Below are 25,701 nucleotides of genomic sequence, written 5' to 3' on the forward strand. Positions count from 1 at the left end.
GGCGAAATGGAGACACCCCTCGCAGGAATCAAGATCGTCGAACTCGCCCGCATCCTGGCCGGCCCATGGGCGGGCCAGACCCTTGCCGACCTGGGCGCGACGGTGATCAAGATCGAGTCGCCGGACGGCGATGATACGCGGCACTGGGGACCGCCCTTCGTCGAGGCGGAGAAGGAAACGACGGCTGCATACTTCCACGCGTGCAACCGCGGCAAGCTGAGCATCGTTGCGGATTTTAACGTTCCGGCCGATCTCGATCATGTCAAAGACCTGATCCGGGAAGCCGACGTCCTGATCGAGAACTTCAAGGTCGGCGGGCTCGCACGCTTCGGATTGGACTACGCTACACTGAAAGAACTCAATCCGCGCTTGATCTACTGTTCCATTACCGGGTTCGGGCAAACTGGACCATACGCCTCCCGGGCAGGCTATGATTTCATTGTTCAGGGCATGGCCGGTGTCATGCATCTGACCGGCGAGCCGACCGGCCAACCGCAGAAAATTGGCGTGGCGTTCGCCGACGTCTTCACCGGCCTTTATTCGGTCATCGCCATCCAGGCGGCCCTGGCGCTGCGTGAGAGGACGGGGCTCGGGCAACACATCGACATGGCGCTCTTCGACAGCATGGTTGGCGTGCTCGCCAATCAGGGGATGAACTACCTCGCCTCGGGTATTTCCCCGAAAAGGCTGGGCAATGCGCATCCGAATATCGCGCCCTACCAGGTTTTCCCGGTCGCCGATGGCGATATCATCATCGCCTGCGGCAACGACAGCCAGTTCGCCAAGCTCACCCGCATATTGCAGGTTCCCGAGACGGCCACCGATCCCAGGTTCGCGTCCAATCCAAGCAGGGTTCTCAATCGCGATGCTCTGACCGCAATACTTGAGCAGCAGACCAAAAGATTTGAGCGCGACGCATTGCTCTCGGAGCTGGAGCGTGCGGGCGTACCCGCCGGCCCGATCAACGATCTGAACGACGTCTTCAACGATCCCCAAATCCTGCATAGGCAAATGGTGCTCGAAAACGACGGGGCGCCGGGTATCCGTACGCCCATAATGTTCTCGGCAGCGTCGCTTGATACCTCCCGCCGCTCACCTCGATTGGGAGAGCATGACAACCTTTTAGCCGGCGGATGGCCGGAGGAAAACAAGCAACATGACTGACGCGATCGAGTTGCCGGAGCGGGAGAGCATGGAATTCGACGTCGTGATTGTGGGTGCGGGTCCTGCGGGCCTGTCGGCTGCGATCCGGCTGAAGCAGATCAATGCGGATCTGACTGTCGTGGTGCTCGAGAAGGGGGCGGAGGTCGGCGCGCACATCCTGTCGGGCGCCGTCGTCGATCCGATCGGCATCGACCGCCTGCTGCCGGACTGGCGCGACGAGGAGGATCACCCGTTCAAGACCAAGGTGACCTCGGATCACTTCCTGTTCCTCGGGCCTGCCGGCTCCGTCCGCCTGCCGAACGTCCTCATGCCGCCGCTGATGAACAATCACGGCAACTATATCGTCTCGCTCGGCAATGTCTGTCGCTGGCTGGCCGAAAAGGCCGAGGCGCTCGGCGTCGAGATCTATCCCGGCTTTGCCGCGAGCGAAGTGCTCTACAATGACGAGGGCGCCGTCATCGGTGTCGCCACCGGCGACATGGGCATCGAGAAGAACGGCGAGCCCGGCCCGAACTACACGCGCGGCATGGCGCTGCTCGGCAAGTATGTGCTGATCGGCGAGGGCGTGCGCGGCTCGCTTGCCAAGCAGTTGATTGCGAAGTTCGATCTGGCGCGCGACAGCGACGTGCCGAAGTTCGGCATCGGCATCAAGGAGCTCTGGGAGGTCAAGCGCGAGAACCACAAGAAGGGCCTCGTGCAGCACTCCTTCGGCTGGCCTTTGGGCATGAAGACGGGCGGCGGCTCGTTCCTCTATCATCTGGAGGACAATCTGGTCGCCGTCGGCTTCGTCGTGCACCTCAACTACAAGAACCCCTATCTCTATCCCTTCGAGGAGTTCCAGCGCTTCAAGACGCACCCGGCGATCCGCGGCACGTTCGAGGGCGGCAAGCGCCTCTCCTATGGCGCCCGCGCCATAACCGAGGGCGGATATCAGTCGGTGCCGAAGCTGACCTTCCCGGGCGGCGCGCTGATCGGCTGCTCGGCCGGCTTCGTCAACGTTCCCCGCATCAAGGGCAGCCACAATGCGGTGCTGTCGGGCATGCTGGCGGCCGACAGGATCGCCGAGGCGATCGCCGCCGGCCGCGGCAATGACGAGGTGATCGAGATCGAGAACGAATGGCGCCAGAGCGACATCGGCAAGGACCTGAAGCGGGTGCGCAACGTCAAGCCGCTATGGTCGCGGTTCGGCACGGCGGTCGGCGTGGCGCTCGGCGGCCTCGACATGTGGACGAACCAGCTGTTCGGCTTTTCCTTCTTCGGCACGCTGAAGCATGGCAAGACCGATGCGCAGAGCCTGGAGCCTGCCGCCCGGCATCAGAAGATCGACTATCCGAAGCCGGATGGCGTGCTGACCTTCGACCGCCTGTCCTCGGTGTTCCTGTCGAACACCAATCACGAGGAGGACCAGCCGGTGCATCTGCATGTCAGGGACATGGCGCTGCAGGTCTCGTCGGAGCACGATGTCTTTGCCGGCCCGTCGACGCGCTACTGTCCGGCCGGCGTCTACGAATGGGTGGAGAAGGACGGCAAGGAGACCTACGTCATCAACGCCCAGAACTGCGTCCACTGCAAGACCTGCGACATCAAGGACCCCAACCAGAACATCAACTGGGTCCCACCGCAGGGCGGCGAGGGACCAGTCTATCCGAATATGTGAGGGGTCAGATGCTTGATTCCCGCATCTGATGGCACAACCTTCTCACCGGTCCGGAGAGATCGGCCAGAGCTTTTCCGCTTTTCCTCGAATCGCAAAAACGCTCTATCCTTTTGTTTTTACGCAAGGCCGCACGGAGCAAGCAAAACATCCGCGGACCAACGGCTAAGGTCGAGCGAATGAACCGGTGCAAGTGCTCGACGAAGGAGCCTGAAAGGTTTGGGCTCGATCCGAACCATCAGATGCCGGAACCTCTGGTTTGCATCCTGCCAGACGCGGAACCCGCTCCGGCGGCTATCGTTGGCATCGAGTAGAAATGGACGTGCTCTGGGTTACTCGATCATCGCATCCACGCCGTCTTCGGCGGCGACCGGAATGCCGACGGCGGTGAGATTGTCGTAGGCTTTCGCCAGCACGCGCATGGCAACCTCGATATCGGCGCTGCTAACGCCGTCCAAGGCGTCACAATTGGCGTTGATCGCTGCCTGGAGCGCCGGCTCCTCCATCCGCCGACCCTTCTCCGTCAGCGAAATGATGTATTTGCGCTTGTCGCTGGAATGCCGGCGGCGGGTGACGAGACCTATGGCGAGAAGCGCGCGGACGGCAATGACCATGGCGGGGCCTGCGATGCCGGATTTCTGGGCGAGTTCCACCTGGGTCAACCCATCGCTGTACCAGAGTGTGCGCAGGGCATACCATTGGCCAAGCGTGATGCCGAGCGGGGCGATCCGCGCACCGAGGTCGCGCTGGATCAGCCGGTTGACATGGCGCAGGCTGTTGCCGAAGCTCTGCGACATCGGCAGGATCGACGGCGTCTTGATCTCGGACATGTCCTGCTCCGTGGCCTTGGGCTTGCTATCCGCCATTTTGCTCCTATCGGGCCGTTGGTTTGCCAGATCGCGCTTTTGTCTGGTGCCTAGACTCTATTGCACGCCAAGGCAAGCAAAGCCGCTGGCCGGCACATATTTTAAACCTAAACAAATTGCGCCGACTATCTTGTCGGACGGTCGGAAACGCGCTAGCTTAAAATCGTTCATATATTAACGAACGTCTTTTTGGCTAGGTCGGCGTGCTTCTTCTGTTCCCGTGATGACCACCATTTTCCATGACGGTCCGCGGCAGCAATCGGGCGACGGCTCCCCATCGAGACGACAAGGGGAACGACATCATGAGATCCATCTTCCGCTTCGTGGCATCCGCGGCCGCGGGCCTTGTTCTCAGCGGCACCAGTCTCTACGCCGCCGATCCGATCAAGATCGGCTTCGTCATGTCCTATAGCGGCTGGTTCCAGCCGATCGACGCCAGCACCGTCAACGGCGCGCTGCTGGCGGTAAAGGAAATCAATGCGGCCGGCGGCGTGCTGGGCAGTCAGATCCAGGTCGAGACCTTCGACAACAAGTCCGAGCCGGCACTCGGCGCCGACGGCGCGACCGAGATGGTCAGCAAGGGCGTCAAGGCGATGCTCTTCCCGAGCGACTTCGACTTCGGCGCACCCGGCGCCTTCATCGCCCAGCAGAACAATATCATCGCGCTTTCGGGTGCTTCCGACCCGAAGTTCGGCGTCGCCGGCATCGGTCCCTACGCCTATTCGATTTCGAATGCAGCGCAGGCCCAGGGCGCGCTCCTGGCCGAGTGGGCCTTCCAGAAGCAGGGCTGGAAATCGGCCTATGTCCTGCTGGACAACACCATTTCCTTCACCAAGTCGCTCTGCGGCAGCTTCAGCCAGCGCTGGAAGGAGCTTGCCGGCGACAAGGCCCTCCTCGGCGACGACACCTTCCTGAACAACGACCCGAGCATCGCCGCTCAGGCCACGCGGATCAACAACCTGCCCGCCAAGCCGGACTTCATCGTCGTCTGCTCCTATGCCCCCGGCGGTCCGAGCGCCATTCGCCAGCTACGCGAAGCAGGCTTGAACCAGCCGGTCCTGACCGGCGAGTCCATGGACGGCGACTACTGGGCCGGCACCGTGCCGAACCTCAGCAATTTCTACGTCGCCGACTACGGCTCGGTCTATGGCGACGATCCCGATCCGACCGTCAACGACTTCTTCAAGCGCTACCAGGCCGAATACAAGCAGCGCTCCGACGCCTCCTATTCGTTGCGCGGCTACTCGCTGATCCAGGCTTGGGCAAAGGCGGCGCAGAAGGCAGGCTCCTTCGACGCCGACAAGGTCGCCGCCGTCCTCGACACGTTCAAAGACGAGAAGCTCGTGATCGGCCCGACGACCTACACGCCGGAACTCCACATCGAAACGAGCCGCCCGATGACGATCGTCCAAAGCCAGGGTGGCAAGTTCTCCGCCGTCGGCAAGTTCTCCGCCACGACCGTGCATCTGGATTAGGCTGGACGGCAGGCAATGCAACTCAGCGCAACTGACATCAGCGTGCGTTTTGCCGGCGTCCGTGCCATCGACAAGGTATCGATGGCACTCGACCGCGGCGAAATCCTCGGCCTGATCGGCCCGAACGGCGCCGGCAAGACAACCATGGTCAACGTTCTCAGCGGCTTCCAGAAGCCGCGCGAAGGGAGAGTTGCGATCGAGAGCGTGGACTGCGCCGGCCGCTCGGCCGCCTGGTTCTCACGCCACGGCGTGGTACGGACCTTCCAGGCCGTGCGGCTCTTTAAGGATCTGACCATCAGCGAAAACATCGAGGCCAGCCTCAGCAGCCTTGGCATCAGCCGCTTTCGCGCCCGCCGCAGGGCCGCCGAGATGCTCGACTACATGGGCATCGGCGACAAGGCCGATCGCCGCGGCGGAACGTTGAGCTATGGCGACGAGCGGCGCGTCGGCATCGCCCGCGCCCTGGCGCTCGCCCCGAAATTTCTGCTGCTGGACGAGCCGGCGGCCGGACTGAACATCGGCGAGGCGGAATCGCTCGCCGACCTCATCCGCCGCATCCAGGGCGATTTTTCCTGCGGCGTGCTGCTGATCGAGCACAACATGACTTTGGTCATGACCATCTGCCGGCGCCTGCACGTCATGGCAAGCGGCCGCACCATCGCGACCGGCACCCCGGCCGAGGTGCTGGCCGACCCGCAATTCAAGTCCGCCTATCTCGGCACGGGGGCAGCATGACGGCGACCTCCTCTCCCCTTCTGGCGATCGAGGATCTTTTTGTCCGCTATGGCCGTATTGCCGCCCTTTCGGGCGTCCGGCTCCATGTCGACGAGGGCGAAGTGGTTTCGATCGTCGGACCCAACGGCGCCGGCAAGTCCTCGCTGCTCGGCGCCATCGCCGGTCTCGTCCAGCCGGCCGGTGGAAGCATCACCTTTGCCGGTGAGCCAATCACGCCGCGCGGGCTGGAGCGCACCGTGCGCCGCGGCATCGCGCTGGTCCCGGAGGGACGGCATGTCTTCGGCGGCCTGAGCGTCCTCGAAAACCTGACCCTTGGCGCGACCGTCCGCAGCGACCACAACCAGGTCAAGGCGGAGATAGCCCGCTTCTTCGACATTTTCCCGATCCTCGGCGAACGCCGCAACGAAGCCGCCGGGCGGCTGTCCGGGGGCGAGCAGCAGATGCTCGTCATCGCCCGCGCCCTGCTTGCGAAGCCTCGGCTGCTAATGCTCGACGAACCGTCGCTCGGCCTGGCGCCGAAGGTGACCGATCGGGTCTACGAACTGCTGGCGGAAATCCGCGCTCAGGGCGTCACCATTCTTGTCGTCGAGCAGAACGCACCGCGGGCGCTGAAAGCGGCGGACCGGACCTATGTGCTGAACGGCGGCCGTGTCCGGCTTGCCGGCGCGTCGGCGGCGCTCGCCGCCGATCCGGATTTCGAAGCCGCCTATTTCGGCCTGCGCACGGAGGCGGCACGCTGATGCAGATAATCATCCAGGTTCTGGTCGATGCCTTCAGCCTCGGTGGCCTCTACGCCCTCACCGCACTCGGCATCGGCCTCATCTTCAGCGTGATGCGGCTTGCCAATTTCGCCCATGCGGAATTCGTCACCGTCGCCGCCTACGTGCTCTTTGCACTCTCCGGCCAGCCGATCGTCATCGGCATCGCCGCTTCGGTGCTGGTCACGCTGGCGCTGGCCGTTTTGACCGAGCGGCTCGCCTTCCGGCCGCTGCGCAATGCCGATCCGGCGACCATGCTGATTTCTTCCTTTTCCGTCAGCATGTTTCTGCAGCGGCTTCTCGTGTTCCTGGTCGGCTCGCGCATCAAGACGCTCGATCCCCTGCCGATGCTCGGCCAGGCCGTGACGATCGGCGGTGTGCAGGTCAGTTCCCTGAAGCTCGTCACCATTCTCGCCTGCGCCGTGCTGCTTGCGGCTCTTACCCTGTTTCTCAAGAAGACCCGCTTCGGCCTGCAGATGCGCGCGGCGGCGGAGAACTTCACGATGTCCCGGCTCGTCGGCGTGCGCGCCAATGCCGTCATCGCCGCCGCCTTTGCGCTGAGCGGCGTCCTGGCGGCGGTCGTCGCCTTGCTCTTTGCGGCGCAGACCGGCTTCGTGCAGCCGCGTTTCGGCGTGCAGCTCGTCATCATCGCCTTCGTCGCGACGGTCATCGGCGGCCTCGGCAATCTGCTCGGCGCGGCCGTCGGCGGCTTTCTCGTCGGCGTCGTGTCGATCCTGCTGCAGGCCTTCCTGCCGCCGGAACTCAGGCCCTTCCGCGAGGCCTTCCTGTTTGTCGTGGTCATCCTGGTGTTGCTGGTGCGGCCGCAAGGGCTTTTTCCGGCACGCGGCCTGAAGGAGCGCGTATGATGAACGAGCTGATACGCGATATCCTCCGGCGCATCGGACCGCTGATCGCATTGATCGCATTCGTGCTCCTCATCACCTGGCTTGCCGGCTTTGCCGGCATCGTACTGCAGCGGCGCGTGACCTTCGGCCTCGTCAACCTGGTCGCGGTCGTGGGTCTCTATATCTATATGGGCAATTCCGGATTGCTGAATTTCAGCGCCGTCGGCTTCATGGCAATCGGCGCCTATACGTCCGCGCTGCTGACCATGCTGCCGACGATGAAGCACACCTTCCTGCCCGGCCTGCCGCCTTGGCTGGCGGCGGCGCATGTGCCGCCGCTCGCGGGCGCCTTTGCCGGCGGCGGCGTCGCCGCCATCGTCGCGCTCATCGTCGGCTGGCCGCTGATGCGGCTGACCGGGATTGCGGTCGGCATCGCGACGCTATCGTTGCTGATCATCGTCTATATCGTGCTCGGCAACTGGACGGACGTCACCGGCGGCCAGCAGTCTCTCATGGGCCTCCCGGCCTATGTCGGGCTGTGGACCGCTGGTCTGTTTGCCGCCGGCGCCATCCTCGTCGCCTTCGTCTACCAGGAGACACGTTTCGCCATCGCGCTCAGGGCTGCCCGCGAGAATGAAGTCGCCGCACGCGCCAGCGGCGTGCATGTGCTGCGCGAGCGGCTGACAGCTTTCGTGCTGGCAAGCTTCGTTTCCGGCGTCGGCGGCGCCCTCTTCGGCCATTTTCTCGGCACGCTGAGGGTCGAGAGCTTCTATCTCGACCCGACCTTCCTGTTCATCTCCATGCTTGTGGTCGGCGGAATGCGCAGCCTGACGGGCGCCGTCGTCGGCACGCTGGTGATTTCCGTTCTGACGGAGCTTTTGCGGCTGGCCGAAGCCGGCGTGTCCCTGCCCTTCACCGCGACGACGATCGCGGCTCCCGCGGGGTCGGGCGACGTGATTCTGGCCGCGCTCACACTGCTCATCATCCTCTTCCGGCCGCAGGGCATCACTGCCGGCCGGGAGATTTCCCTTGCCTTTTCAAGGCGCCGGGCCGTCCGAAAGCCCGCACCGCCCGCATCCTAAGAAAAAGAGGACCGGCCATGACCGAAACCGCCAACATTCCGCCCGCGCCGATCGTCGATGCCTCGGCACCGAAAGAGATCGCCGACGGCATCTTTATCATCGAAGATCACCGCATTCCGCTCGTACCCAATATCGGCATCGTCCTCGGCACCCACTCCGCCATGGTGGTCGACAGCGGCATGGGCCGGGCGAACGGCGAAGCGGTGCTTGCCGCCGCCCGAAAGCTGGCCGGCGATCGGAAGCTTTATCTGACCATCACTCATTTTCATCCCGAGCACGGCTATGGCGCGGAGCCTTTCAAGGGGGCAGCCGAGATCGTCTACAATCGGGCGCAGGCTGAAGAACTCGCGGCCAAGGGCGAGGCTTATCTCGGCATGTTCAAAGGCATGGGCCCAGCAGTGGCGGCCGCACTTGAGAACACCAGGCTCGTCGAAGCCGACACGCTCTATGACGGCACCGAACACACGGTCGATCTCGGCGGCCGCACGGTCCTTCTGAAGACCTGGGGCCAGGCGCATACGCAGGCCGATCAGGTCGTCTTCCTGCCGGCGGAAAAAATTCTCTTCACCGGCGATCTTGCCGAGGAAAAGACCTTTCCGATCTTCCCCTGGTTCCCGCCGCACGACATGGACATCGATGCGGGCAATTGGCTGCAGGCCTTGGACGACTGCATCGCCTGGAATCCTTCGGTCGTGGTGCCTGGCCACGGCGATCTCCGCGGCAGCGACATCCTTATCGACGTGCGCGACTATATCCGCGACGTCGGCGCGCGCGTGGCGGCCGCCAGGGCGGCCGGGAGAGACGAAGACGAAATGGTCGAGACGCTCGCGCCCGAGATCAGGGCCAAGCATGCGGACTGGCATTTCCCGGAATGGATCGATTTCGCCATCCGCTATTTTGCCGCGCAGCAGCAGTAGGAGCAAGACAATGCGCACCGTATTGGTCGCCATGCACTATCAGAACGAAGTCCTGCATGCGGCCGGCAAGATCAAGGTCGGCATGGCCGAGGATGCGGACAACCGCAGCGCCGTCGTCGCCAATGCCGGCCGCCTTCTGGGCTTTGCCCGTGACAACGGCATTCCCGTCGTCTCGGTGCGCATCGCCTTTCGTGCCGACCACGCCGACGTCATCCAGAACTGCCCGATCTTTCGCAACGTCGTCGCCGGCAAGGCGATGGTGGACGGCAGCTGGGGGGCCGAATTCCACGAGGGGCTCGAGCCCCTCGCCGGCGAATTCGTCGTCAAGCACAGCCGCGTCAATGCCTTCTACGGCTCGCAGCTCGAAGAGGTTCTCCGCACCTTGAAAGCCGAACGGCTGATCATGGCGGGCGTCGCCACCAACTCGGTCGTCCTCACCTCCGTCGCCTGCGCCGCCGACATGGGCTACGAGGTCATCGTCGTCGCCGACGCCTGCTCCTCCGGCCGCGCCGACCTGCACGAATCGTCGCTGGAAAACATGAAATTGGTGGCAGACGTTATTTCACTAGACCGCCTCATCGAGCTAACCACACGCTAGAACTAACAGGAGCGCATGCTCTCGAACCAGCTCGGACCGCTGTTCGGTAACGGCATATGCCCTAATCCTTTATGACGATATCCAACGCGTTCAAAAACTGGTCGTTTTCCGCGACGGATCCGATACTCACGCGAATGAACCTTGTGTATCCAGTCTGTTTCCAGGGCTTCACGATAACCCCGACCGCCAGAAGCTGCTCCGCGAAGATGGAGGCATCCGTTTCACAGTCGAAGAAAACAAAATTTCCTTTGGATGGCGCGACCTTCAGACCTCTCTTCATCAACGCTGAACTGAGACGTGCCCTTTCCGATATGGCAAGTGCGACCGTTCGCGCGAGATGATCTTCGTCGCCAAGGGCGGCGATGGCAGCAGCCTGAGCTATCGAATTGGTATTGAATGGCGTCCTGACACGGTTCAAAAAATCGCAAAATCCCGCGTTCGAGGTAACCCCGAATCCGATCCTCAGTCCTGCCAGACCATACGCCTTTGAGAAGGTGCGCAGGATAACCCAGCTTTTGTTGCTCGATTTCAGTATGTCCATCGTCGCCGGATAGTCGTCACCAGAGGCGTATTCGGCATAAGCCTCGTCGATAACGAGTAGCGTGTCGTCGTCGATAGCGTCGAGAAATCGTTTGAAGTCATCCTGCCCGAGCCATGATCCGACCGGATTCATGGGATTTGCAAACAACATCATACGCGGTTTGCGATGAGCGGCAGCGATCAATCCAGCAATATCGATCGATAAATCCGGCAGGACTTCGATCCGCTCCACCTTTCCGCCCATAACGGCCGTGTAGTCCTCATGCAGCGGAAACGACGGGTAAAGAGTGGTCACAATATCATTGGGCCGGACTACCGCCTTGCAAATGACTGCAATCAGGTCCTCCGAGCCGTTGCCGAGGATGATACGGGAGGCGTCGATTCCGAAGCGCTCCGACAGTGCTTCGCATAATGCTCTCCCTTTGGGATCGGGGTAAAGGCGGAGCAGATCTTGCAGATCCTGCTGGAACAACAATGCGTTGGGTGATGCGCCGAGCGGGTTTTCGTTCGAAGCAAGTTTGGCGATCACCGCCGGTCGATAGCGCTCGCGCACCTCGTTCAAAGTCAGTCCGGAATTGTAAGGCGGTATCTCGGCGACCTCGTCGCGAATGTGTCTTTTGCTGTCCGACATCGTTTGCCCCTTTCTTCGGTGAGAGAAAGCATAAGAAGGAAAACTTCTTTTGTCGATACATGTATAGACAACACCGATTGGACGTGTTTTGATTGCGAAAAACAAGGGGATCACAATGGCAAAAGCAATGTTCGATCTTTCAGGTAAGGTGGCGGTGGTGACCGGCGCCAGTCGCGGATTGGGGCAGTGGATCGCCGTTTCGCTTGCGGAGGCGGGTGCCGACCTTTGCATCACTGCCCGCGACGAAAAATCCTTGGCCGATACGAAGCAAAAGATCGAGGCCGTCGGCCGGTCTTGCGTAACGAGCGCCCAGGACGTGACAGACGTTTCCTCCATTGACGCAACGCTGGCGAGGTTCGCGACCATCAGCGGTGCGATCGATATTTTGGTCAACAACGCCGGCTACGAGGAAGTTTCGCCATCCTTCGACGTCGATGAACAGCTCTGGGATAGAATTATCGGCACCAATCTCAAGGGAGCTTTCTTTTGGTCGCAGGCGGCGGCCCGGACGATGGCAACGCAGCCGGAAGGCGGTAGCATCATCAACCTGTGCTCGCTGACCTCCTATGTCGGCATTCCAACCGCCGTTCCTTATGGTTCTTCGAAATCCGGTTTGCTCGGCATGACCAGGGCGCTTTCGGCGGAATGGGCGCAATACGGAATCCGGGTCAACGCAGTCGCGCCAGGCTATTTTCGCACAACGATGACAGAGGGCTTTTACCAGGACGAGGACTGGGCAGCGAAAATGCTCGACAAGATTCCCCAGAAGAGATTTGGCAGGGAATCCGACATCGGCGGTGCGGTTGTCTTTTTGGCAAGCAGCGCGTCTGGCTATATTACCGGTCAATGCCTTCCAGTCGACGGTGGCTTCCTGGCTTCCATCTGAAAAAAGCAAATGAGGCTTGACAGGGTGGGTTTGATGTTATTGTCTATAGATGTATAGACATCTATAGACAAATAAAAAACGGGAACGAAGTCGTAGACTTCCTGGGATCTAGCCGGATAACCATCCGGTATCCTCGATGCAAATAGTCTGCAGGGACATGCGTTGGCGAGCAGGAACTGTACCGCCTCCCGGCATCCCTTGCAGGAAAGATGGATCGTTGCGCGGCAAACGCGACGACGGTTGCGGCTATCTGCGCCTTTGCGCACCAACAGGGATGTGAGCAATGACCAATGTCACCTTTCATGAATATTCCAGGCTCGGACCGGACGAAAAGGCCGCGCTGCTGAGACGATCGGAAACGGACATTTCCGGCTTCATGGAGAAGGTGGCGCCGATCCTGGACGCCGTGCGCACGGAAGGTGATCGTGCTGTCGCCCGTTTCGGCCGCGAGCTCGACAAGGCTGATGTCACGGAAGCGACCCTGAAGGTGACAGAAAGTGAATTCGACGAGGCGTTCAAGCTCGTCAGCGAGGACGTCATCGAAGCCATCACCTTCGGGATTGACAATATCCGTCGCTTTCACGAGGAGCAGAAGCCCGAGGCGATGTGGCTGAAGGAAATCAAGCCGGGCGCTTTCGCGGGCGACCGTTTCACACCGATCAAGTCGGTGGCGCTCTACGTCCCGCGCGGCAAGGGATCCTTTCCCTCGGTCACGATGATGACCTCGGTGCCAGCCGTGGTCGCAGGGGTTCCCAATCTCGCGATTGTCACACCCCCTGCCCCGGATGGTCGCGTCGATGCGGCAACACTCGTGGCGGCACGTCTGGCCGGTGTCGAAACTGTCTATAAGGTTGGCGGCGCGCAGGCCGTTGCGGCCGTCGCCTATGGAACGGAAACGATCAAGCCGGCCCTGAAGATTGTCGGGCCCGGAAGCCCCTGGGTCGTCGCGGCGAAACGCAGTCTGGCCGGTATCATCGATACCGGCCTTCCCGCTGGTCCCTCTGAAGCCATGATCTTTGCCGACGACACCGTCCATGGCGGGCTGGCAGCCCTTGATCTGCTGATCGAGGCCGAACACGGGCCGGACTCTTCCGCATACCTTGTCACCCACAGCCGGCGGGTAGCAGAAGAGGCCCTTGCCGCACTGCCCGAGCATTGGTCGCGGATGACCGAACAGCGAGTCCAGTTCTCAAGCGCCGTCCTTTCCGGCAAATCGGGCGGCATCGTGCTGACGTCGTCGATCAAGGAAAGCTACGACTTCGTCAACGCCTATGCGCCGGAGCATCTCGAAATCCTGTCGCAGGATGCCTTTGCTCATCTCGGCCACATCACCGAGGCCGCCGAAATTCTCCTGGGACCTTATACGCCCGTCAGTATTGCCAACTTCTGCCTTGGCCCGAATGCGGTCCTGCCGACCAGCCGTTGGGCACGCACCTATGGTCCATTGTCGGTCACCGATTTCGTCAAGCGTAGTTCGATCGGATATGTGACGGCGCCGGCCTATCCTGAGTTTGCCAAGCGCGCTCACAAGCTGGCGGAGTACGAAGGTTTCTCGTCGCATGCCCATGCCGTCTCCGCGGTGCGAGATGCCTATCTTCCGAAACGGAGTTGAACCAATGAGGGCCGTGCGGCTTTACGATGCTCTCGACCTTAGGGTCGAGGACATCGAAACTCCAGGCCCGCCGCCGACGGGCTACGTGACGATCGATGTTCGCGCGGCGGGAATCTGCGGCTCGGACGTTCACAACTTCCGGACCGGTCAGTGGATCAGCAGGCGCCCGTCGACAGCCGGCCACGAGTTCTGTGGCCGTGTTTCCGCTGTCGGCGCCGGTGTCGAGAATCTCGCGATCGGCGATCTCGTCGCAGCCGACTCTCGTTTCTACTGTGGTCAGTGCGACGCCTGCACATCCGGGCGCACCAATGTCTGTGAACATCTGGGTTTCGTTGGCGAGGTCTGCGACGGTGGCTTTGCGGAACGGACGAACCTGCCTGCCCGTCTGGTATTCAAGCACGAGCCTTCGCTGGAGCCGGCAGTCGCGGCGATGGCCGAACCTCTGGCCGTCGCGCTTCATGCTGTCCGCCGACTTCGTCCGCCGCCTGGCGAGCCGATCCTTCTTATCGGTTGCGGAACGATCGGTGGCCTCTGCGGGCTGTTGCTTGCGCACCTTCATGATGGGAAATTGATGTTCTCCGACCTCAACGCCGATCGCGCCGCGATGGTTGCCGGGATTTGCGGCGGTTCGGCAATAGAGCTGGACAAGGCGGCTCTCGGCGGGACGCGTTTTCGCTATGCGGTGGACGCTACCGGGAGCACGAAAGCCATCGCAAAAGGACTAGAACTCCTTGACGGTGGCGGCGCCTTCGCTCTCGTGGGTATCAGCCACGAAAAAATCCATCTCGACCCGAACGTGCTTGTCGAGCGGGAAATCGCCTTGCTTGGCTGCCACGCTTTCGAAAGCGAATTCGCCGACGCTATCGCGCTATTGCCAAAGCTGCAGTCCTCACTGCTGCAGTTTAGCGAGGTGCTGACTTCGCTGGATGAGGTTCCTGACGCCTATCGCCGCTTGATGGACGGTCGTTCAAGCAAACTGAAAACGATCATCCGGATAGCCGATTGATCAAGCACACGCCTCGGCGTGAGACGGAGAAGGAATTGCCCGGTCTTTCGAATACCGCGCTGCCACTTTACGAGAAGATCAAGGACTTCGTCCTCGACAACATCGGAAATGGCAATTGGCCGCAGAACGAGAAGGTCCCGTCTGAGCACGAGTTGATGGCAACGCTCGGCGTCTCTCGAATGACGGTCCACCGCGCGCTTCGTGAATTGACGGCCGAAGGCCACCTGCGCCGTGTCCAGGGGGTCGGCACATTCGTTTCTCCTCCCAAGGCGCAGTCAACCCTGATTGAGATCAGCAACATCGTCAGCGAGATCAAGGCGCGCGGGAGCAGGTATCGCGCGGAGGTGATCACTCTGGAACGGATAAAGCGGCCCGATCAAGCTCTTCTCGCCTCCTTCGAATTCAAAAAGGCGCAACCCGTAGAGCATTCGCTGATCGTTCACTACGAAAACGACGTACCGGTCCAGCTGGAGGAGCGTTACGTTAATCCGGAACTGGTCAAGAACTATCTCGACCAGGATTTCACGTCGGCCGCGACATATGACTACCTGCAGCACAGCACCCCCTTGACCGAGGTAGAACACCTGATCAGCGCCGTTCCCGCCACCGAACGCCATGCTCGGCTTTTGCACATTCGCGAGCATGACAGTTGTCTGGTCCTCAACCGCAAGACCTGGACGGGCCAAACGGTGGCAACCGTCAATACCTTCACCTATGTCGGCAGCCGCTACACGCTTGGAAGCAGGTATCTGCCGCCGGCAAAATAACAAGCCTGGATTGGATCAAACGATGGCCCAACAAAATAGTCGGACGGCAGCGATCCGCGAATATGCCAAGCGGCGTGACGGCAGCGCCGAAGCGTTGCTGACCGATCTCTTGCGGGATCTCTTTCAGGTCGACGCCCGCCATTTGGCGATCAACCACGACCAGTACAGTCTCAACTCGCTGAACGGCTTCTTCGAGGCCGGCGGAAAGCCGTACTTCTTCAAGTTCCACCAGGAGGAAAACGAGGAGGAAATGAGCGGCGAATATTATCGGGCGGATATTCTTGCCAAGGCCGGTCTTCCTGTCGACCAGCCGGTTATGATGTCGACACTTCCTGGCGAACAGATCCTCGTCTACCGCCGCAGGACAGATCCACGCTTCTCAGACGTTCTGCGGGAACTCGACGGGCTCGGAGATCAATCGGCAATCACTCAGGCCGTGGAAGCAGAACGCCGCCTCAACGAGGCAGTGCTGGCCGTATATTTGAAGACGCTTCACCCCGTCACGCCCGAACAGGTCATGCGCGAGCCGGTTCATAGGCTGTTTTACGACCGGCTCGTGACCGCGCCGCAGGGATCCTATCCCGGCGGCCGCCTCGCAAGCTACTACGTCGGCAAGGACTTCCAGTTTCCCGGAGCGGCCCTTTCCTGGGATGAGCTTTCTCGCGCCCGTTTCGTCATCAACGGCATCGAATACCGTGAAACGCTCGGCCAGTTATTCGACGCCTCCCATGAGCGGCTAGCCCCGGCACGGCTTGCCGATGGCGGCGGCGTAACGGCGCATGGAGATGCGCACAATGCCAACGTCTGGTTTGAACGGCAGCCCAATGGCGCCACTCTTTCCTTCTTCGATCCGGCATTTGCGGGCGAGCACATCCCCACCCTTCTTGCCGAAGTCAAGACCACGTTCCACAATATGCTTGCGCATCCGTACTGGCTTTATGATCCCGGCCTTGCCGAACAGACCTTCGACGCGACAGCGAGCTTCGAGGACGGACGTCTCCTTGTGGATTTCGACTGGACGCTGAGCCCGGTCCGCGCGGCGCTCCTCGAGACGAAAGCACAGTCGATGTGGAAGCCGCTATTGGCAGCTCTCAAGCAAAAGAGCCTGCTCCCGGCGGACTGGCGGCGGGTCGTTCGCCTTGGACTTTTCCTGTGCCCGACACTCGTCATGAACCTCAGAGCAGGTGCTGCAAACCATAATCCAACCTCGTCGCTGATCGGCCTGTCGATCTCGACGATGGTTGGTTCTGAACCGGTTTCGGGAGCGGATCTGATGACCCGGTTCCTCGACGCCATTGATCCCGACAGGTGAGACTATGACGGTCGTCAATATCGATGATCTGCGAGAAGCAGCCAGCCGGCGATTGCCGAAGCTGTTCTTCGACTATATCGATGGTGGCTCGTTCGCCGAGGAGACCTATCGGCGAAACCGGGAGGATTTTTCGCAACTCTCATTGCGCCAGACAGTCCTTGCCGACAGTGCGGAGCCGGATCTTTCCACCGATTATCTCGGTCATCGCCATGCACTTCCCTTCATGCTCGGCCCGGTCGGCTTCCTCGGCCTCTACTCCCGAAACGGCGAACAAAAGGCGGCACGGGCTGCCGATGCCGCACGCATTCCCTTCGCCCTTTCGACTTTTTCGATCGCCTCACTGGCGGACGTGCGTCGGGCGTCGAGCGGGATCCTGCACTTCCAGCTCTATGTCCTCGACGATCACGAGCTCGCAGAGCAATTTTTGCGCGCGGCGGAGGATGCCGGCGCGGAAGCGCTCTATGTGACCGTAGACACAGCGATCACCGCTATTCGCGAACGGGATGTGCGAAACGGTTTCCGATCGCTGACGCGCGTCTCGCCGCGCCTCTTCGCCAGCTTATGCGGGAAGCCAGCCTGGTTGTTCGACATCGCCCAAGGCGGGATGCCATCCGTAAAGGCGGTCGAGCATCGCCCGGATTTCGGATCCGGAGCACTCGAACAGGCCGCCAATCTCTCCCGACGTATCGACAAACGCCTGGCCTGGCGCGATATCGCCCGTCTTCGCGATCGCTGGAAACGGAAGCTCGTCATCAAGGGCATCCTGTCCCCGGACGACGCCGAAAAGGCGAAGGCAATCGGTGTCGACGGTGCGGTGATCTCAAACCACGGCGGCCGGCAACTGGATGGCGCGACGAGCACCATATCCGCACTGCCCGGGATACGGGCAGCGGTTGGACCCGACTTCACATTGATGCTGGATAGCGGGATCCGAAGGGGAAGCGATATCATCAAGGCGCTTGGATCCGGTGCTGACGGCATCATGCTGGGACGTGCGTATACTTACGGTCTCGCAGCGGCAGGCCAGTCGGGAGTGGCTCAGGCTATCGAGATCCTTCGCCAAGAAATCTCGATCACCTTGACGCTCATGGGGTGCGGATCGATCGACGAACTCAAAAGCAAAGGCCCGCACTTTGTCTTGAAAACGAAACCGTCAGCGTGAGAGGAGATCGCCCACGAAACACTCTAACCTGTATGGATACGCCCACCATAGAGCTTGATGTTCGGGCGTGAAACTTGAAATGATGCAACGCTAAACCATTCGCTGAACTATCAAAAAGAGGGGTTCCAATGAACTACAAATCCATCAGCAAGCAGTTTTCCCGCGCAGCACTCGCACTCGGTATCGTCGGCATCCTCGCCGCGACCCAGGCAAACGCGCAGGACCAGATCCCGTCGAAGCCCGAGGCAGGCGCCTTCAAGATCGGCATCGAGCCTTGGCTCGGCTATGGCCAGTGGCATGTCGCCGCGGACAAGGGCCTCTTCAAGAAGGTCGGTCTCGACGACGTACAGATTGTCAACTTTAGCGAAGACAAGGACATCAACGCAGCCCTTGCCAGTGGCCAGCTTGATGCGGCCAATATCGCCACGCACACGGCCATGGGCATGGTTGCCGCCGGTTTGCCCGTGAAGATCGTCTCCCTCCTCGATTTCAGCCTGAAGGCTGACGCAATCCTCGCAGGCCCCGACGTCAAGAGCGTCGCCGATCTGAAAGGCAAGAACATCGCCTTCGAGGAAGGAACGACCAGCGACATTCTGCTGAACTACGCCCTTGCCAGCAACGGCATGACCATCAACGACATCGTCAAGGTCCCGATGCCGGCAGCGGACGCCGGCACGGCACTGATCGCCGGTCGTGTTCCGATCGCAGTCACCTACGAGCCCTACATTTCCACAGCGCTTGCTCAGAACAAAGACATCAAGCTGCTATTTGAAGCCGGCAAGGATCCGGGTCTCGTATCCGACGTTCTGGTCGTCCGCGAAGATGTCCTGAAACAGAAGCCGGGGCAGGTCCTGGCCATGATCAAAGCCTGGGACGCGGCCCTTGCCGACTATAAGGCCAACACGGATGCAGACCGCGCCGTCATCGCCAAGGCAGTCGGCGCCACGCCGGATGATCTGAAGACGGCATTCGATGGCGTTCAGTACTATAGTTCCGCGGAAGCCTCCAAGGCTTTCGATGGCGATTTCAAGACCAAGACCTTCGCCGATGTACTGAAGGCGGCCAAGCAGGCCGGCCTCGTTACCCAGGATGTTTCCGCCGACAGCATGATCGACGCATCCTTCGTCAACGCCGCCAACAAGTGACCTCAGGCTCCAATGGGACTGTAATGTCTAGCTCCGAACTGTCTTCAACACCAAAACAAGGACCCCGCGCGCGTTCGCGCGCGGGTGTCGGCAGGCCACCAAGTGCCTTTCGCATCGGTGATCCGATAAGCGGCCAGGCTTTCTTCCTCATCGCTGTCGCGGTCTTCCTGGTTCTGTTTGCGATTTGGTGGCTTTCCACCGCCACCGGCTGGGTGAAGCCGATCTTCCTGCCCTCCCCCGCAGCCGTGTGGACGAAAATGGTCGAGCTTGCCATGGACGGAACGCTGTGGACGGATGCTGCGATCAGCATCTATCGCATGCTTGTCGGCTTTCTCATCGCATCTGCGTTGGCGATCCCGATCGGTATCATGATCGGCTGTTTCAAGACCTGGGAAGCAGCGATCGAGCCTTTCGTCGACTTTGTTCGCTATATGCCGGTTGTGGCATTCGTACCCCTGACCATTTTATGGGCCGGAACGAGCGACGTACAGAAATTCGTCATCATCTTCATCGGGACCTTCTTCCAGCAGGTGCTGATGGTGATGGATAGCGTCAAGCGCGTCCCATCCGATTTCGTTGGTCTCGGTCGCACGCTTGGCATGTCGGAAACCAGGATCCTCCACCGCATCGTGCTGCCGTCCGCACTCCCTGGAATATGGGACACGTTGCGCATCAGTCTCGGCTGGGCCTGGACCTGGCTCGTACTTGCCGAGCTCGTGGCAGCGACCTCGGGTCTGGGCTATCGCATCGTCGTGTCACAGCGTTATTTTCAGACGCAGACGATCATCGGATACATCCTGCTCCTCGGCTTGCTTGGTCTGATCACCGACCAGAGCATGAAGGCCCTTGAGCGCGTCTTCTTCCGCTATGCTTCGAGGCATTGACATGAGTGAACCCAAACTCAAAATCGAGGGCCTCAACAAATGGTACGGCGGCAGGAAGAGCCGTGTCCACGCGCTGAGCAACATCGATCTGGAACTTGCGGACAACGAGTTCGTCTCACTCGTCGGGGCATCGGGCTGCGGCAAGAGCACGTTGCTATCGATCGTCGCCGGCCTGCAGGGTTTTGACAACGGCGTACTGCTGACGGACGGCGCACCGATCGTCGGCCCCGGACTCGATCGCGGCGTGGTGTTCCAGTCCTATACCCTATTGCCTTGGTTGACGGCTCAGCAAAATGTCGAGTTCGCGCTTCAGGCTGCAGGGCTTCCGACGGCTGAATGCCGTGATGTCGCCCGCCACCACATCGAGCTCGTCAAACTGACCAAGTTCGCCGATGCGTTTCCGTCGCAACTGTCCGGCGGCATGAAGCAGCGCGTCGCGATTGCGCGCGCTCTGTCCTACCGCCCGAAAATGCTGCTGATGGACGAACCGTTCGGTGCGCTCGACGCCCTGACGCGTCATCAGATGCAGGAACTCCTGACGCAGATCTGGGAAGAGCACCGGCTGACTGTTCTCTTCGTCACCCACGACGTCGAAGAAGCCGTCTATCTTTCGGATCGCATCGTAGCAATGAGCATCAATCCGGGCCGCATCAATGCGACCTTTCATGTTGGGCTCGCTCGGCCGCGCAACCAGGATATGATCGCGACCGCAGAGTTCATAGCTCTTCAGAAAGAGGTTCTCGCGGCCATACGCGCCGGATCGCAGGGCGAAATGGAACATTGATCGGCTCACGGCGGCACCGGACCGCGTGTGCCGCCTTCCAGGGTCCGAAGTCCTGATATTCAGCTGAACCTCGAAAGCAGATTCCGCATGATGCGTCCGACGTCGTTGTCCTGGCCCGCTTCAGGCAGTGCGCCGATCCAGGCCACCGACGACACCGAGAAGACGATTCCGCCGCCGTCGTGCCGATAGACCGTCATGTCAGCGCGGCGTAGGGAATTACGCTCCGCCTCCCCGCCAGCGATCCAAAGGTCAGGTCGGACCTGGAAACTGTCGTCAAAATCATCGGCGACGGCGAGCCTGACGAGGGTGTCGGGTGTTTCTTCCGATTGAAGGACGGCATCGATCTCATAGCCTGCGGCGGCGCCGAGAACACGGCCCTCGCTTCCTATGGCTTCCGATCCGACCCCCTCGAAAAGCCACGCATATTCGCCGGAATAACTCTGTTCCAGGCGGCGATAGGGCCGAGAGCGTCCGAAGCTCATGATCACGTAGGTAACCCCGACAAGCGCCTGCGGATGATTAAGACCGCGGTCCTCCCAATTGCCGCCCGGTTCTCCGGTGAACGAAAGATGGCTCTCACCCGGCCGACCTGCCCAGATATCGTTCTTTCCCCGTCGCAATTCCATCAGATCGTCCTGAAATGCAACAACCCAATAGAAACCGTTTCCGCCGAGATAGGCGAGGCTGCCGCCAGAGCCCAGATAATCCTTGAGGCCGCTCATCATCCGTGAGGACCAATATTCCGGGTGGCTGCCCGTCATAAGCATTCGGTATGGGACAAGCGCGTTTTTGCCCTCCCGATCGAGGTCATGGTCCGTTAAAATATCGACGTCGATTGCGCTGCGAGCGAGAAATTTCAGAAGCTCGAGATCTACGGATAGAAGATGCGGCGAGTCGGAAAGCGGATAGTGATAGTCTTCGCGCAATGTCGCCCGCGGGCGGCGGCTACTCGTCAGACTGACACCGCTCAAATCGCCATGAACATCATAAAGGCTCAGGAAGTTATTATCGATCGCGAAGCGGTGAGCCCTATCGGTGCCATGCCAGGGATATCGTTGCGGAGGCAATTGCTCGTCGGCGTAGGCGAGATAGGTCGCCGTCGGCAAGAGAAGAGCAACAGAAGCTTTCGGAACCGCCGGACGGACGAAGAATGGAATTTTCTCGACGCCAACTCGCGTTTCAATGGCAACGGCGTATATGCCGGATCTACTGCCTGGGGGCACCGCAATCCTGAGATCAGGCTGCCAATGGAATCCGCCAAAGTCATCGTCATGAAGATGAATGGCATCGAATTGATCCGGAGCAAGCCGTGGGTCGTGAACCTCGCCATTGAACCGGGGCGAGGCTACGCTGAACGTAGGGGCGTTGCGAATGGCAAGCGCCGGTCCCTGACCGCCGATGGGGACAAGTTCTCCGATATTTCCTTGTGCCGGAAAGCGCCATTCGAAACTGGAATTCACCGACTGGAAAAATATCCGGCCGATCCGTGCGTTGAGTGTCGCACAAAGGTGGGTTGGTTCAGCTCCGATAAAAACCCGGTCCGGCTTTGCAACGCCGCCCAGGGTGAGTTCAAACGCTTTACCAGTTGCCGGCTCGACGATGCTGACCCTTGCGACGTCGGGCCCGACCAAAACCGATAGCCGATACCAACGCTCGTTTCGCGCACGCATCATGCTCTCCCCGTTAACATGAATGTCTCCGGAACTATCGATCGTTAGGCTGAACCCGGACCAGGTGATGACGGGCTTCGTATCAGCGTTGCGCGTGAAAAGAACCTCAACGGCGAACTCGCATGTCGGGCCGTCCAAAACTATCGGAAGTTCGATCCAGGATCCGAGATCGTAGGCCCGTTCTTGAAATGCGTCGGACAATCTCTCCAGGGGCCAAACCAGGCTTTCAGCCTGATCTCTATCCAGCTCCATAACTGAAACTCGGGCACCAGGGTCGCAGCATGATATGAACGCTTCGATATTGCTGCCTGCCTTCACGCTCCATGGCTCGACGAAGCCGACGGCAGCCATTGCGGAGTGGTCCAACTTTCTTCGCATGCATCACTCTTTTCCGCTTCCGTTCGGGCGATTTCGACAATACCGCCGTCGTGATTTGTTACTCAACGCGATCAGATGTCCATGGGTCACAGGTGGAACGGCTATGTCGACGCAGATTTGCTTTCCTGCGCCGCTTCGATAACAAGACCAAGCTTGTTGGCCACCTGTTCCGTGCCGGCTGGCCTGTCGGTCGGCAGGGTGAATGAGAACCTTTCGCGACTGGCCATTGGCTCGATACGACCGGAGCGGCGGCCGTCACCGTCCAAGATCTGCTTCCTCCAGGGTTTTCAGAGGGACAGGTAGCCGAAAACCGCGCGGTTGACGCGCTCAAGCAGTGCCGTGCTGTCTGTCTCGCCGCGCCTTCCGGCGGCATCGACCATCCCCCGGATGATCGCGATCAGATCGCCCACCGCTTCGGCGGCGCGAGCCGCAGGCGGCAGATCATCGGCAGTGAGGCAGCGCCGGAATAGCCCGTCCATCTCGTCCCCCATCTTTTCGACAGCCGCATCCGGCGGAAGGCGTGCCTCTTCCACATCGAGCAGTCGCGCCAAAACCGGGCGCCGCAACTGATTGGCAACGGCTGCGGCAACCATTCGGCCGAGGCAATCACGCCCGATCGCACCTGCGGCCGCACCTTCCACATCCCTCAGGGCCTGTTCCATTTCTCGCACGATCAAGGCACGCGTGATCGAATCCTTGTTCGGAAAATACTGATAGAGCGAGCCGATGCTAACCCCTGCAAGTTCGGCGACCCTGTTGGTCGTATAACCCTCGAAGCCCGCATCCTCCAGAATGCGAGCAGAAGCTTCCAGAATGGCCGAAACGGTTTCGGCGGAGCGCCTCTGACCCGGCTGTTTCCGGGGTTTTAGGGGATCGGCAGCAGCTTTGCTTTTCATGGGTGAATGCGAGTAGCCAAAGTGAGCTTTTACTCACATCATAAAGCCATCGATATTCGTTTTCAACAGGCACTCCGATGACTGACCTCGAACTTCTTCTTGCCCCCGTGACAGATGCGGTTGAAGCCGCTGGCAGAACCCTGCAAAAACGGTTCTCGACCGCCTCCCGTCCCGGCGACATGGCGACGCTTCTTAGCGAAATCAATGCGAACGACGCAGCCGTCACGGACGGTTTGCGCAGATCTCTTCTGGCACTCCTGCCCGGTTCGAGCTGGATCGATGACGAAGAGGAGGGCGGGCCGCTGCCGCAGGGCGACTGGTGGGTCACCGATCCTGCAGAAGGCAATGTCAATCATGTTCACGGCCGTCCACAATGGGGCGTCTCCGCGACGCTGGTGCGAGACGGCGAGCCCGCCCTGACCGTCGTCCGCCTGCCGATGACCAATGAGACATTCACAGCCACACTGGATGGCGGAGCGCGGTTGAACGGCACTCCGCTGTCCACCTCCAGGAAAACCGAGCTCGGCGCTGCGATCGTCGTCACCGGTCAAGGCAAGCCTGGTGAAGATGGTGATATCTACAGGCGCGTCGGACAGGCCGTGACCGCGATGCTGAATGCCGCCCTGCTGGTCCGCATGTCGGTGCCATCGACGTTGGAACTGGTAGAAGTCGCGGCCGGCCGCCTGGATGGCTTCTGGCAATACAGCCAGGTGCGGTCGGGACTTGTCGGCGGCGCCTTGCTTGTTCGGGAGGCAGGCGGCGTCGTGACCGACATGAGTGGCAGCCCGTGGACACTTGCCAGCACGGGTTTCATTGCCGCCTCGCCCGGCATCCATAGCGACATCGTCCGAACGCTTTCCCCGATTGCCTGATCGAATTTCTCGATCAATTTACCTGGAGATCCATATGACTAGACTTGCAATCCTCGGCGCAGGCCGGGTTTCGACCGTGCTTGCCGCCAAGCTTGCCGCTAACGGACATATCGTAACGATCGGCGTCCGCGACCCGTCGCGAACAAAAGACAACTGGAAAGGGCCGGAGCTTCGGATCTGTGCCATGGCGGAGGCCGTCGAAGACGCCGACATCGTCGTCAACGCCCTGCCGGGCGATACGAGCCTCAACGTGCTTTCTGGCCTGAGCGGACACCTGTCGGGCCGAATTCTCATGGACGTTGCCAATGCAACAAAACGCGGGCCTGACGGAATGCCAGCCGGACTTCTTTATCCGGACACCAGCCTTGCGGAAGAATTGCAACGGGCACTACCGCAGACGCGCGTGGTAAAGACGCTCAACACCATGCTTTCTACGATCATGGCGGCCCCGGACGTCCTTGCACAGACGCCGACTGTCTTCCTCTCGGGCGATGATGCGACAGCCAAGCAGACCGTCAGGGCGTTGCTTCTCGATCTTGGCTGGGCCGACGATTGGATCGACGATCTGGGACCGCTCGCGAGTGCGCGCGGCACGGAAGCATTCGTGCTGATCGTCCCATTCGTGCTCAAAGCGAAGGGCTTCGCGCCGTTCGCCCTGACCATGGCACGGTGAGTTTCCGGCCCCGCCGGGTATCTATAGGCAGAGGACGTTCCATTGTGGCACCCTCCTCGCCTGCCGTTCGAAAGTCGGACTATATACCCGCCCTACTCTTCCCGTCAGCGTCGCCTGGCGGGAAGATGGTGCAGCAGCGAGCGGCACGCCTGCATGATGTGGTCCGTCAGGAACGCGGCCGCCTGTTCCACATCGCCGGTCTTGCAGATCGCCAGCAATTCGCGATGCTCGCGATCGGCCGTCTCCTTGCCGTGCGACAGAGTGAGCTGTACCCGCAAATAGCGCTCGAGCCGGTCGTTGACCGAGCGGATCGTGCTGACGAGATAGGGTCTCTGCGCGTCCTCATAGAGGCAGCTGTGAAATTGCCAGTTGAGCTCCGACCAGCGCGC

26 protein-coding genes are annotated in these 25,701 nt (G+C 60.7%); 20 read left to right on the top strand and 6 right to left on the bottom strand.

Going from position 1 to position 25,701, the window contains the following annotated elements:
* Positions 1-6: 6 nt before the first annotated feature.
* The gene (locus ACQZ6J_RS31235) at positions 7-1,164 is read left to right on the top strand and encodes a CaiB/BaiF CoA transferase family protein (protein WP_449086871.1); all 1,158 of its coding nucleotides are present in this window, start codon (positions 7-9) and stop codon (positions 1,162-1,164) included.
* Entirely contained in the window at positions 1,157-2,821 is a 1,665-nt protein-coding gene (locus ACQZ6J_RS31240; RefSeq protein WP_449084016.1) for a 4Fe-4S dicluster domain-containing protein, read from the top strand. Before ACQZ6J_RS31235 ends, ACQZ6J_RS31240 begins: the two co-directional genes overlap by 8 nt.
* A gap of 329 nt (positions 2,822-3,150) precedes the next feature.
* Here the strand turns inward: ACQZ6J_RS31240 and ACQZ6J_RS31245 are convergent, their stop codons facing one another.
* Positions 3,151-3,684, bottom strand: coding sequence for a MarR family winged helix-turn-helix transcriptional regulator (locus ACQZ6J_RS31245; RefSeq protein ID WP_163991856.1), 534 nt, complete (start codon positions 3,682-3,684; stop codon positions 3,151-3,153).
* 302 nt (positions 3,685-3,986) lie between these two features.
* On the opposite strand from ACQZ6J_RS31245, the gene ACQZ6J_RS31250 reads away from it, so the two are divergent.
* Genes ACQZ6J_RS31250 through ACQZ6J_RS31280 form a run of 7 tightly spaced genes read left to right on the top strand, consistent with a single transcriptional unit; the run spans position 3,987 to position 10,094 of the window.
* Positions 3,987-5,159: an ABC transporter substrate-binding protein gene (locus ACQZ6J_RS31250; protein WP_449086872.1), complete on the top strand. Its 1,173-nt coding sequence runs from the start codon at positions 3,987-3,989 to the stop codon at positions 5,157-5,159.
* 15 nt (positions 5,160-5,174) lie between these two features.
* Positions 5,175-5,894 carry an ABC transporter ATP-binding protein gene (locus tag ACQZ6J_RS31255; RefSeq protein WP_449086873.1) on the top strand — a complete coding sequence of 240 codons (720 nt, stop codon included), beginning with the start codon at positions 5,175-5,177 and terminating at the stop codon, positions 5,892-5,894.
* Positions 5,891-6,634, top strand: coding sequence for an ABC transporter ATP-binding protein (locus ACQZ6J_RS31260; RefSeq protein WP_163991862.1), 744 nt, complete (start codon positions 5,891-5,893; stop codon positions 6,632-6,634). The genes ACQZ6J_RS31255 and ACQZ6J_RS31260 overlap by 4 nt, the downstream gene beginning before the upstream one ends.
* Positions 6,634-7,518: a branched-chain amino acid ABC transporter permease gene (locus ACQZ6J_RS31265; protein ID WP_163991864.1), complete on the top strand. Its 885-nt coding sequence runs from the start codon at positions 6,634-6,636 to the stop codon at positions 7,516-7,518. The genes ACQZ6J_RS31260 and ACQZ6J_RS31265 overlap by 1 nt, the downstream gene beginning before the upstream one ends.
* Entirely contained in the window at positions 7,518-8,579 is a 1,062-nt protein-coding gene (locus ACQZ6J_RS31270; protein WP_449086874.1) for a branched-chain amino acid ABC transporter permease, read from the top strand. Before ACQZ6J_RS31265 ends, ACQZ6J_RS31270 begins: the two co-directional genes overlap by 1 nt.
* Positions 8,580-8,596: 17 nt before the next feature.
* Complete coding sequence (locus ACQZ6J_RS31275; RefSeq protein ID WP_449086875.1) at positions 8,597-9,496, top strand: MBL fold metallo-hydrolase; 900 nt, start codon at positions 8,597-8,599, stop codon at positions 9,494-9,496.
* A gap of 10 nt (positions 9,497-9,506) precedes the next feature.
* Entirely contained in the window at positions 9,507-10,094 is a 588-nt protein-coding gene (locus tag ACQZ6J_RS31280) for a cysteine hydrolase family protein (RefSeq protein ID WP_449086876.1), read from the top strand.
* 61 nt (positions 10,095-10,155) lie between these two features.
* Here ACQZ6J_RS31280 and ACQZ6J_RS31285 read toward each other — a convergent pair whose 3' ends face one another.
* Positions 10,156-11,265, bottom strand: coding sequence for a histidinol-phosphate transaminase (locus tag ACQZ6J_RS31285; protein WP_449086877.1), 1,110 nt, complete (start codon positions 11,263-11,265; stop codon positions 10,156-10,158).
* A 115-nt stretch (positions 11,266-11,380) separates the two neighbouring features.
* On the opposite strand from ACQZ6J_RS31285, the gene ACQZ6J_RS31290 reads away from it, so the two are divergent.
* From ACQZ6J_RS31290 to ACQZ6J_RS31330, 9 genes are all read left to right on the top strand, one after another.
* A complete protein-coding gene (locus ACQZ6J_RS31290; RefSeq protein WP_449086878.1) occupies positions 11,381-12,151 on the top strand; it encodes an SDR family NAD(P)-dependent oxidoreductase in 771 nt (256 codons plus the stop codon).
* Positions 12,152-12,434: 283 nt separating this feature from the next.
* Positions 12,435-13,763 carry a histidinol dehydrogenase gene (gene hisD / locus ACQZ6J_RS31295; RefSeq protein ID WP_449086879.1) on the top strand — a complete coding sequence of 443 codons (1,329 nt, stop codon included), beginning with the start codon at positions 12,435-12,437 and terminating at the stop codon, positions 13,761-13,763.
* A gap of 4 nt (positions 13,764-13,767) precedes the next feature.
* Positions 13,768-14,769 (top strand): zinc-dependent alcohol dehydrogenase, encoded by a 1,002-nt coding sequence (locus ACQZ6J_RS31300; RefSeq protein WP_449086880.1) that lies wholly within the window; start codon positions 13,768-13,770, stop codon positions 14,767-14,769.
* Between the two features lie 35 nt (positions 14,770-14,804).
* The gene (gene hutC, locus ACQZ6J_RS31305; RefSeq protein ID WP_449086891.1) at positions 14,805-15,536 is read left to right on the top strand and encodes a histidine utilization repressor; all 732 of its coding nucleotides are present in this window, start codon (positions 14,805-14,807) and stop codon (positions 15,534-15,536) included.
* Positions 15,537-15,558: 22 nt separating this feature from the next.
* Entirely contained in the window at positions 15,559-16,848 is a 1,290-nt protein-coding gene (locus tag ACQZ6J_RS31310; RefSeq protein ID WP_449086881.1) for a hypothetical protein, read from the top strand.
* Between the two features lie 4 nt (positions 16,849-16,852).
* The gene (locus ACQZ6J_RS31315) at positions 16,853-18,010 is read left to right on the top strand and encodes an alpha-hydroxy acid oxidase (RefSeq protein ID WP_449086882.1); all 1,158 of its coding nucleotides are present in this window, start codon (positions 16,853-16,855) and stop codon (positions 18,008-18,010) included.
* A 128-nt stretch (positions 18,011-18,138) separates the two neighbouring features.
* On the top strand, positions 18,139-19,155 hold the full coding sequence (locus ACQZ6J_RS31320) for an ABC transporter substrate-binding protein (protein WP_449086883.1): 1,017 nt from the start codon (positions 18,139-18,141) through the stop codon (positions 19,153-19,155).
* Between the two features lie 23 nt (positions 19,156-19,178).
* Positions 19,179-20,039, top strand: coding sequence for an ABC transporter permease (locus tag ACQZ6J_RS31325; protein ID WP_449086884.1), 861 nt, complete (start codon positions 19,179-19,181; stop codon positions 20,037-20,039).
* A 1-nt stretch (position 20,040) separates the two neighbouring features.
* Positions 20,041-20,823, top strand: coding sequence for an ABC transporter ATP-binding protein (locus ACQZ6J_RS31330; RefSeq protein ID WP_163991888.1), 783 nt, complete (start codon positions 20,041-20,043; stop codon positions 20,821-20,823).
* Between the two features lie 59 nt (positions 20,824-20,882).
* Here ACQZ6J_RS31330 and ACQZ6J_RS31335 read toward each other — a convergent pair whose 3' ends face one another.
* From ACQZ6J_RS31335 to ACQZ6J_RS31345, 3 genes are all read right to left on the bottom strand, one after another.
* Complete coding sequence (locus ACQZ6J_RS31335; protein WP_449086885.1) at positions 20,883-22,844, bottom strand: N,N-dimethylformamidase beta subunit family domain-containing protein; 1,962 nt, start codon at positions 22,842-22,844, stop codon at positions 20,883-20,885.
* 128 nt (positions 22,845-22,972) lie between these two features.
* Entirely contained in the window at positions 22,973-23,137 is a 165-nt protein-coding gene (locus ACQZ6J_RS31340; protein ID WP_449086886.1) for a hypothetical protein, read from the bottom strand.
* A gap of 21 nt (positions 23,138-23,158) precedes the next feature.
* Complete coding sequence (locus tag ACQZ6J_RS31345) at positions 23,159-23,767, bottom strand: TetR/AcrR family transcriptional regulator (protein WP_163991892.1); 609 nt, start codon at positions 23,765-23,767, stop codon at positions 23,159-23,161.
* A gap of 77 nt (positions 23,768-23,844) precedes the next feature.
* Between ACQZ6J_RS31345 and ACQZ6J_RS31350 the strand changes: the two genes are divergently transcribed.
* Together ACQZ6J_RS31350 and ACQZ6J_RS31355 are read left to right on the top strand one after the other, a co-directional pair.
* Complete coding sequence (locus tag ACQZ6J_RS31350) at positions 23,845-24,639, top strand: inositol monophosphatase family protein (RefSeq protein WP_449086887.1); 795 nt, start codon at positions 23,845-23,847, stop codon at positions 24,637-24,639.
* Positions 24,640-24,673: 34 nt separating this feature from the next.
* Positions 24,674-25,312, top strand: a complete 639-nt coding sequence (locus ACQZ6J_RS31355) for an NADPH-dependent F420 reductase (RefSeq protein WP_449086888.1) — start codon at positions 24,674-24,676, stop codon at positions 25,310-25,312.
* 104 nt (positions 25,313-25,416) lie between these two features.
* Here ACQZ6J_RS31355 and ACQZ6J_RS31360 read toward each other — a convergent pair.
* A partial coding sequence (locus tag ACQZ6J_RS31360; RefSeq protein WP_449086889.1) for an FCD domain-containing protein occupies positions 25,417-25,701 on the bottom strand: 285 nt, incomplete at its 5' end.

The sequence above is a fragment of the Rhizobium sp. A37_96 genome (assembly GCF_053521765.1).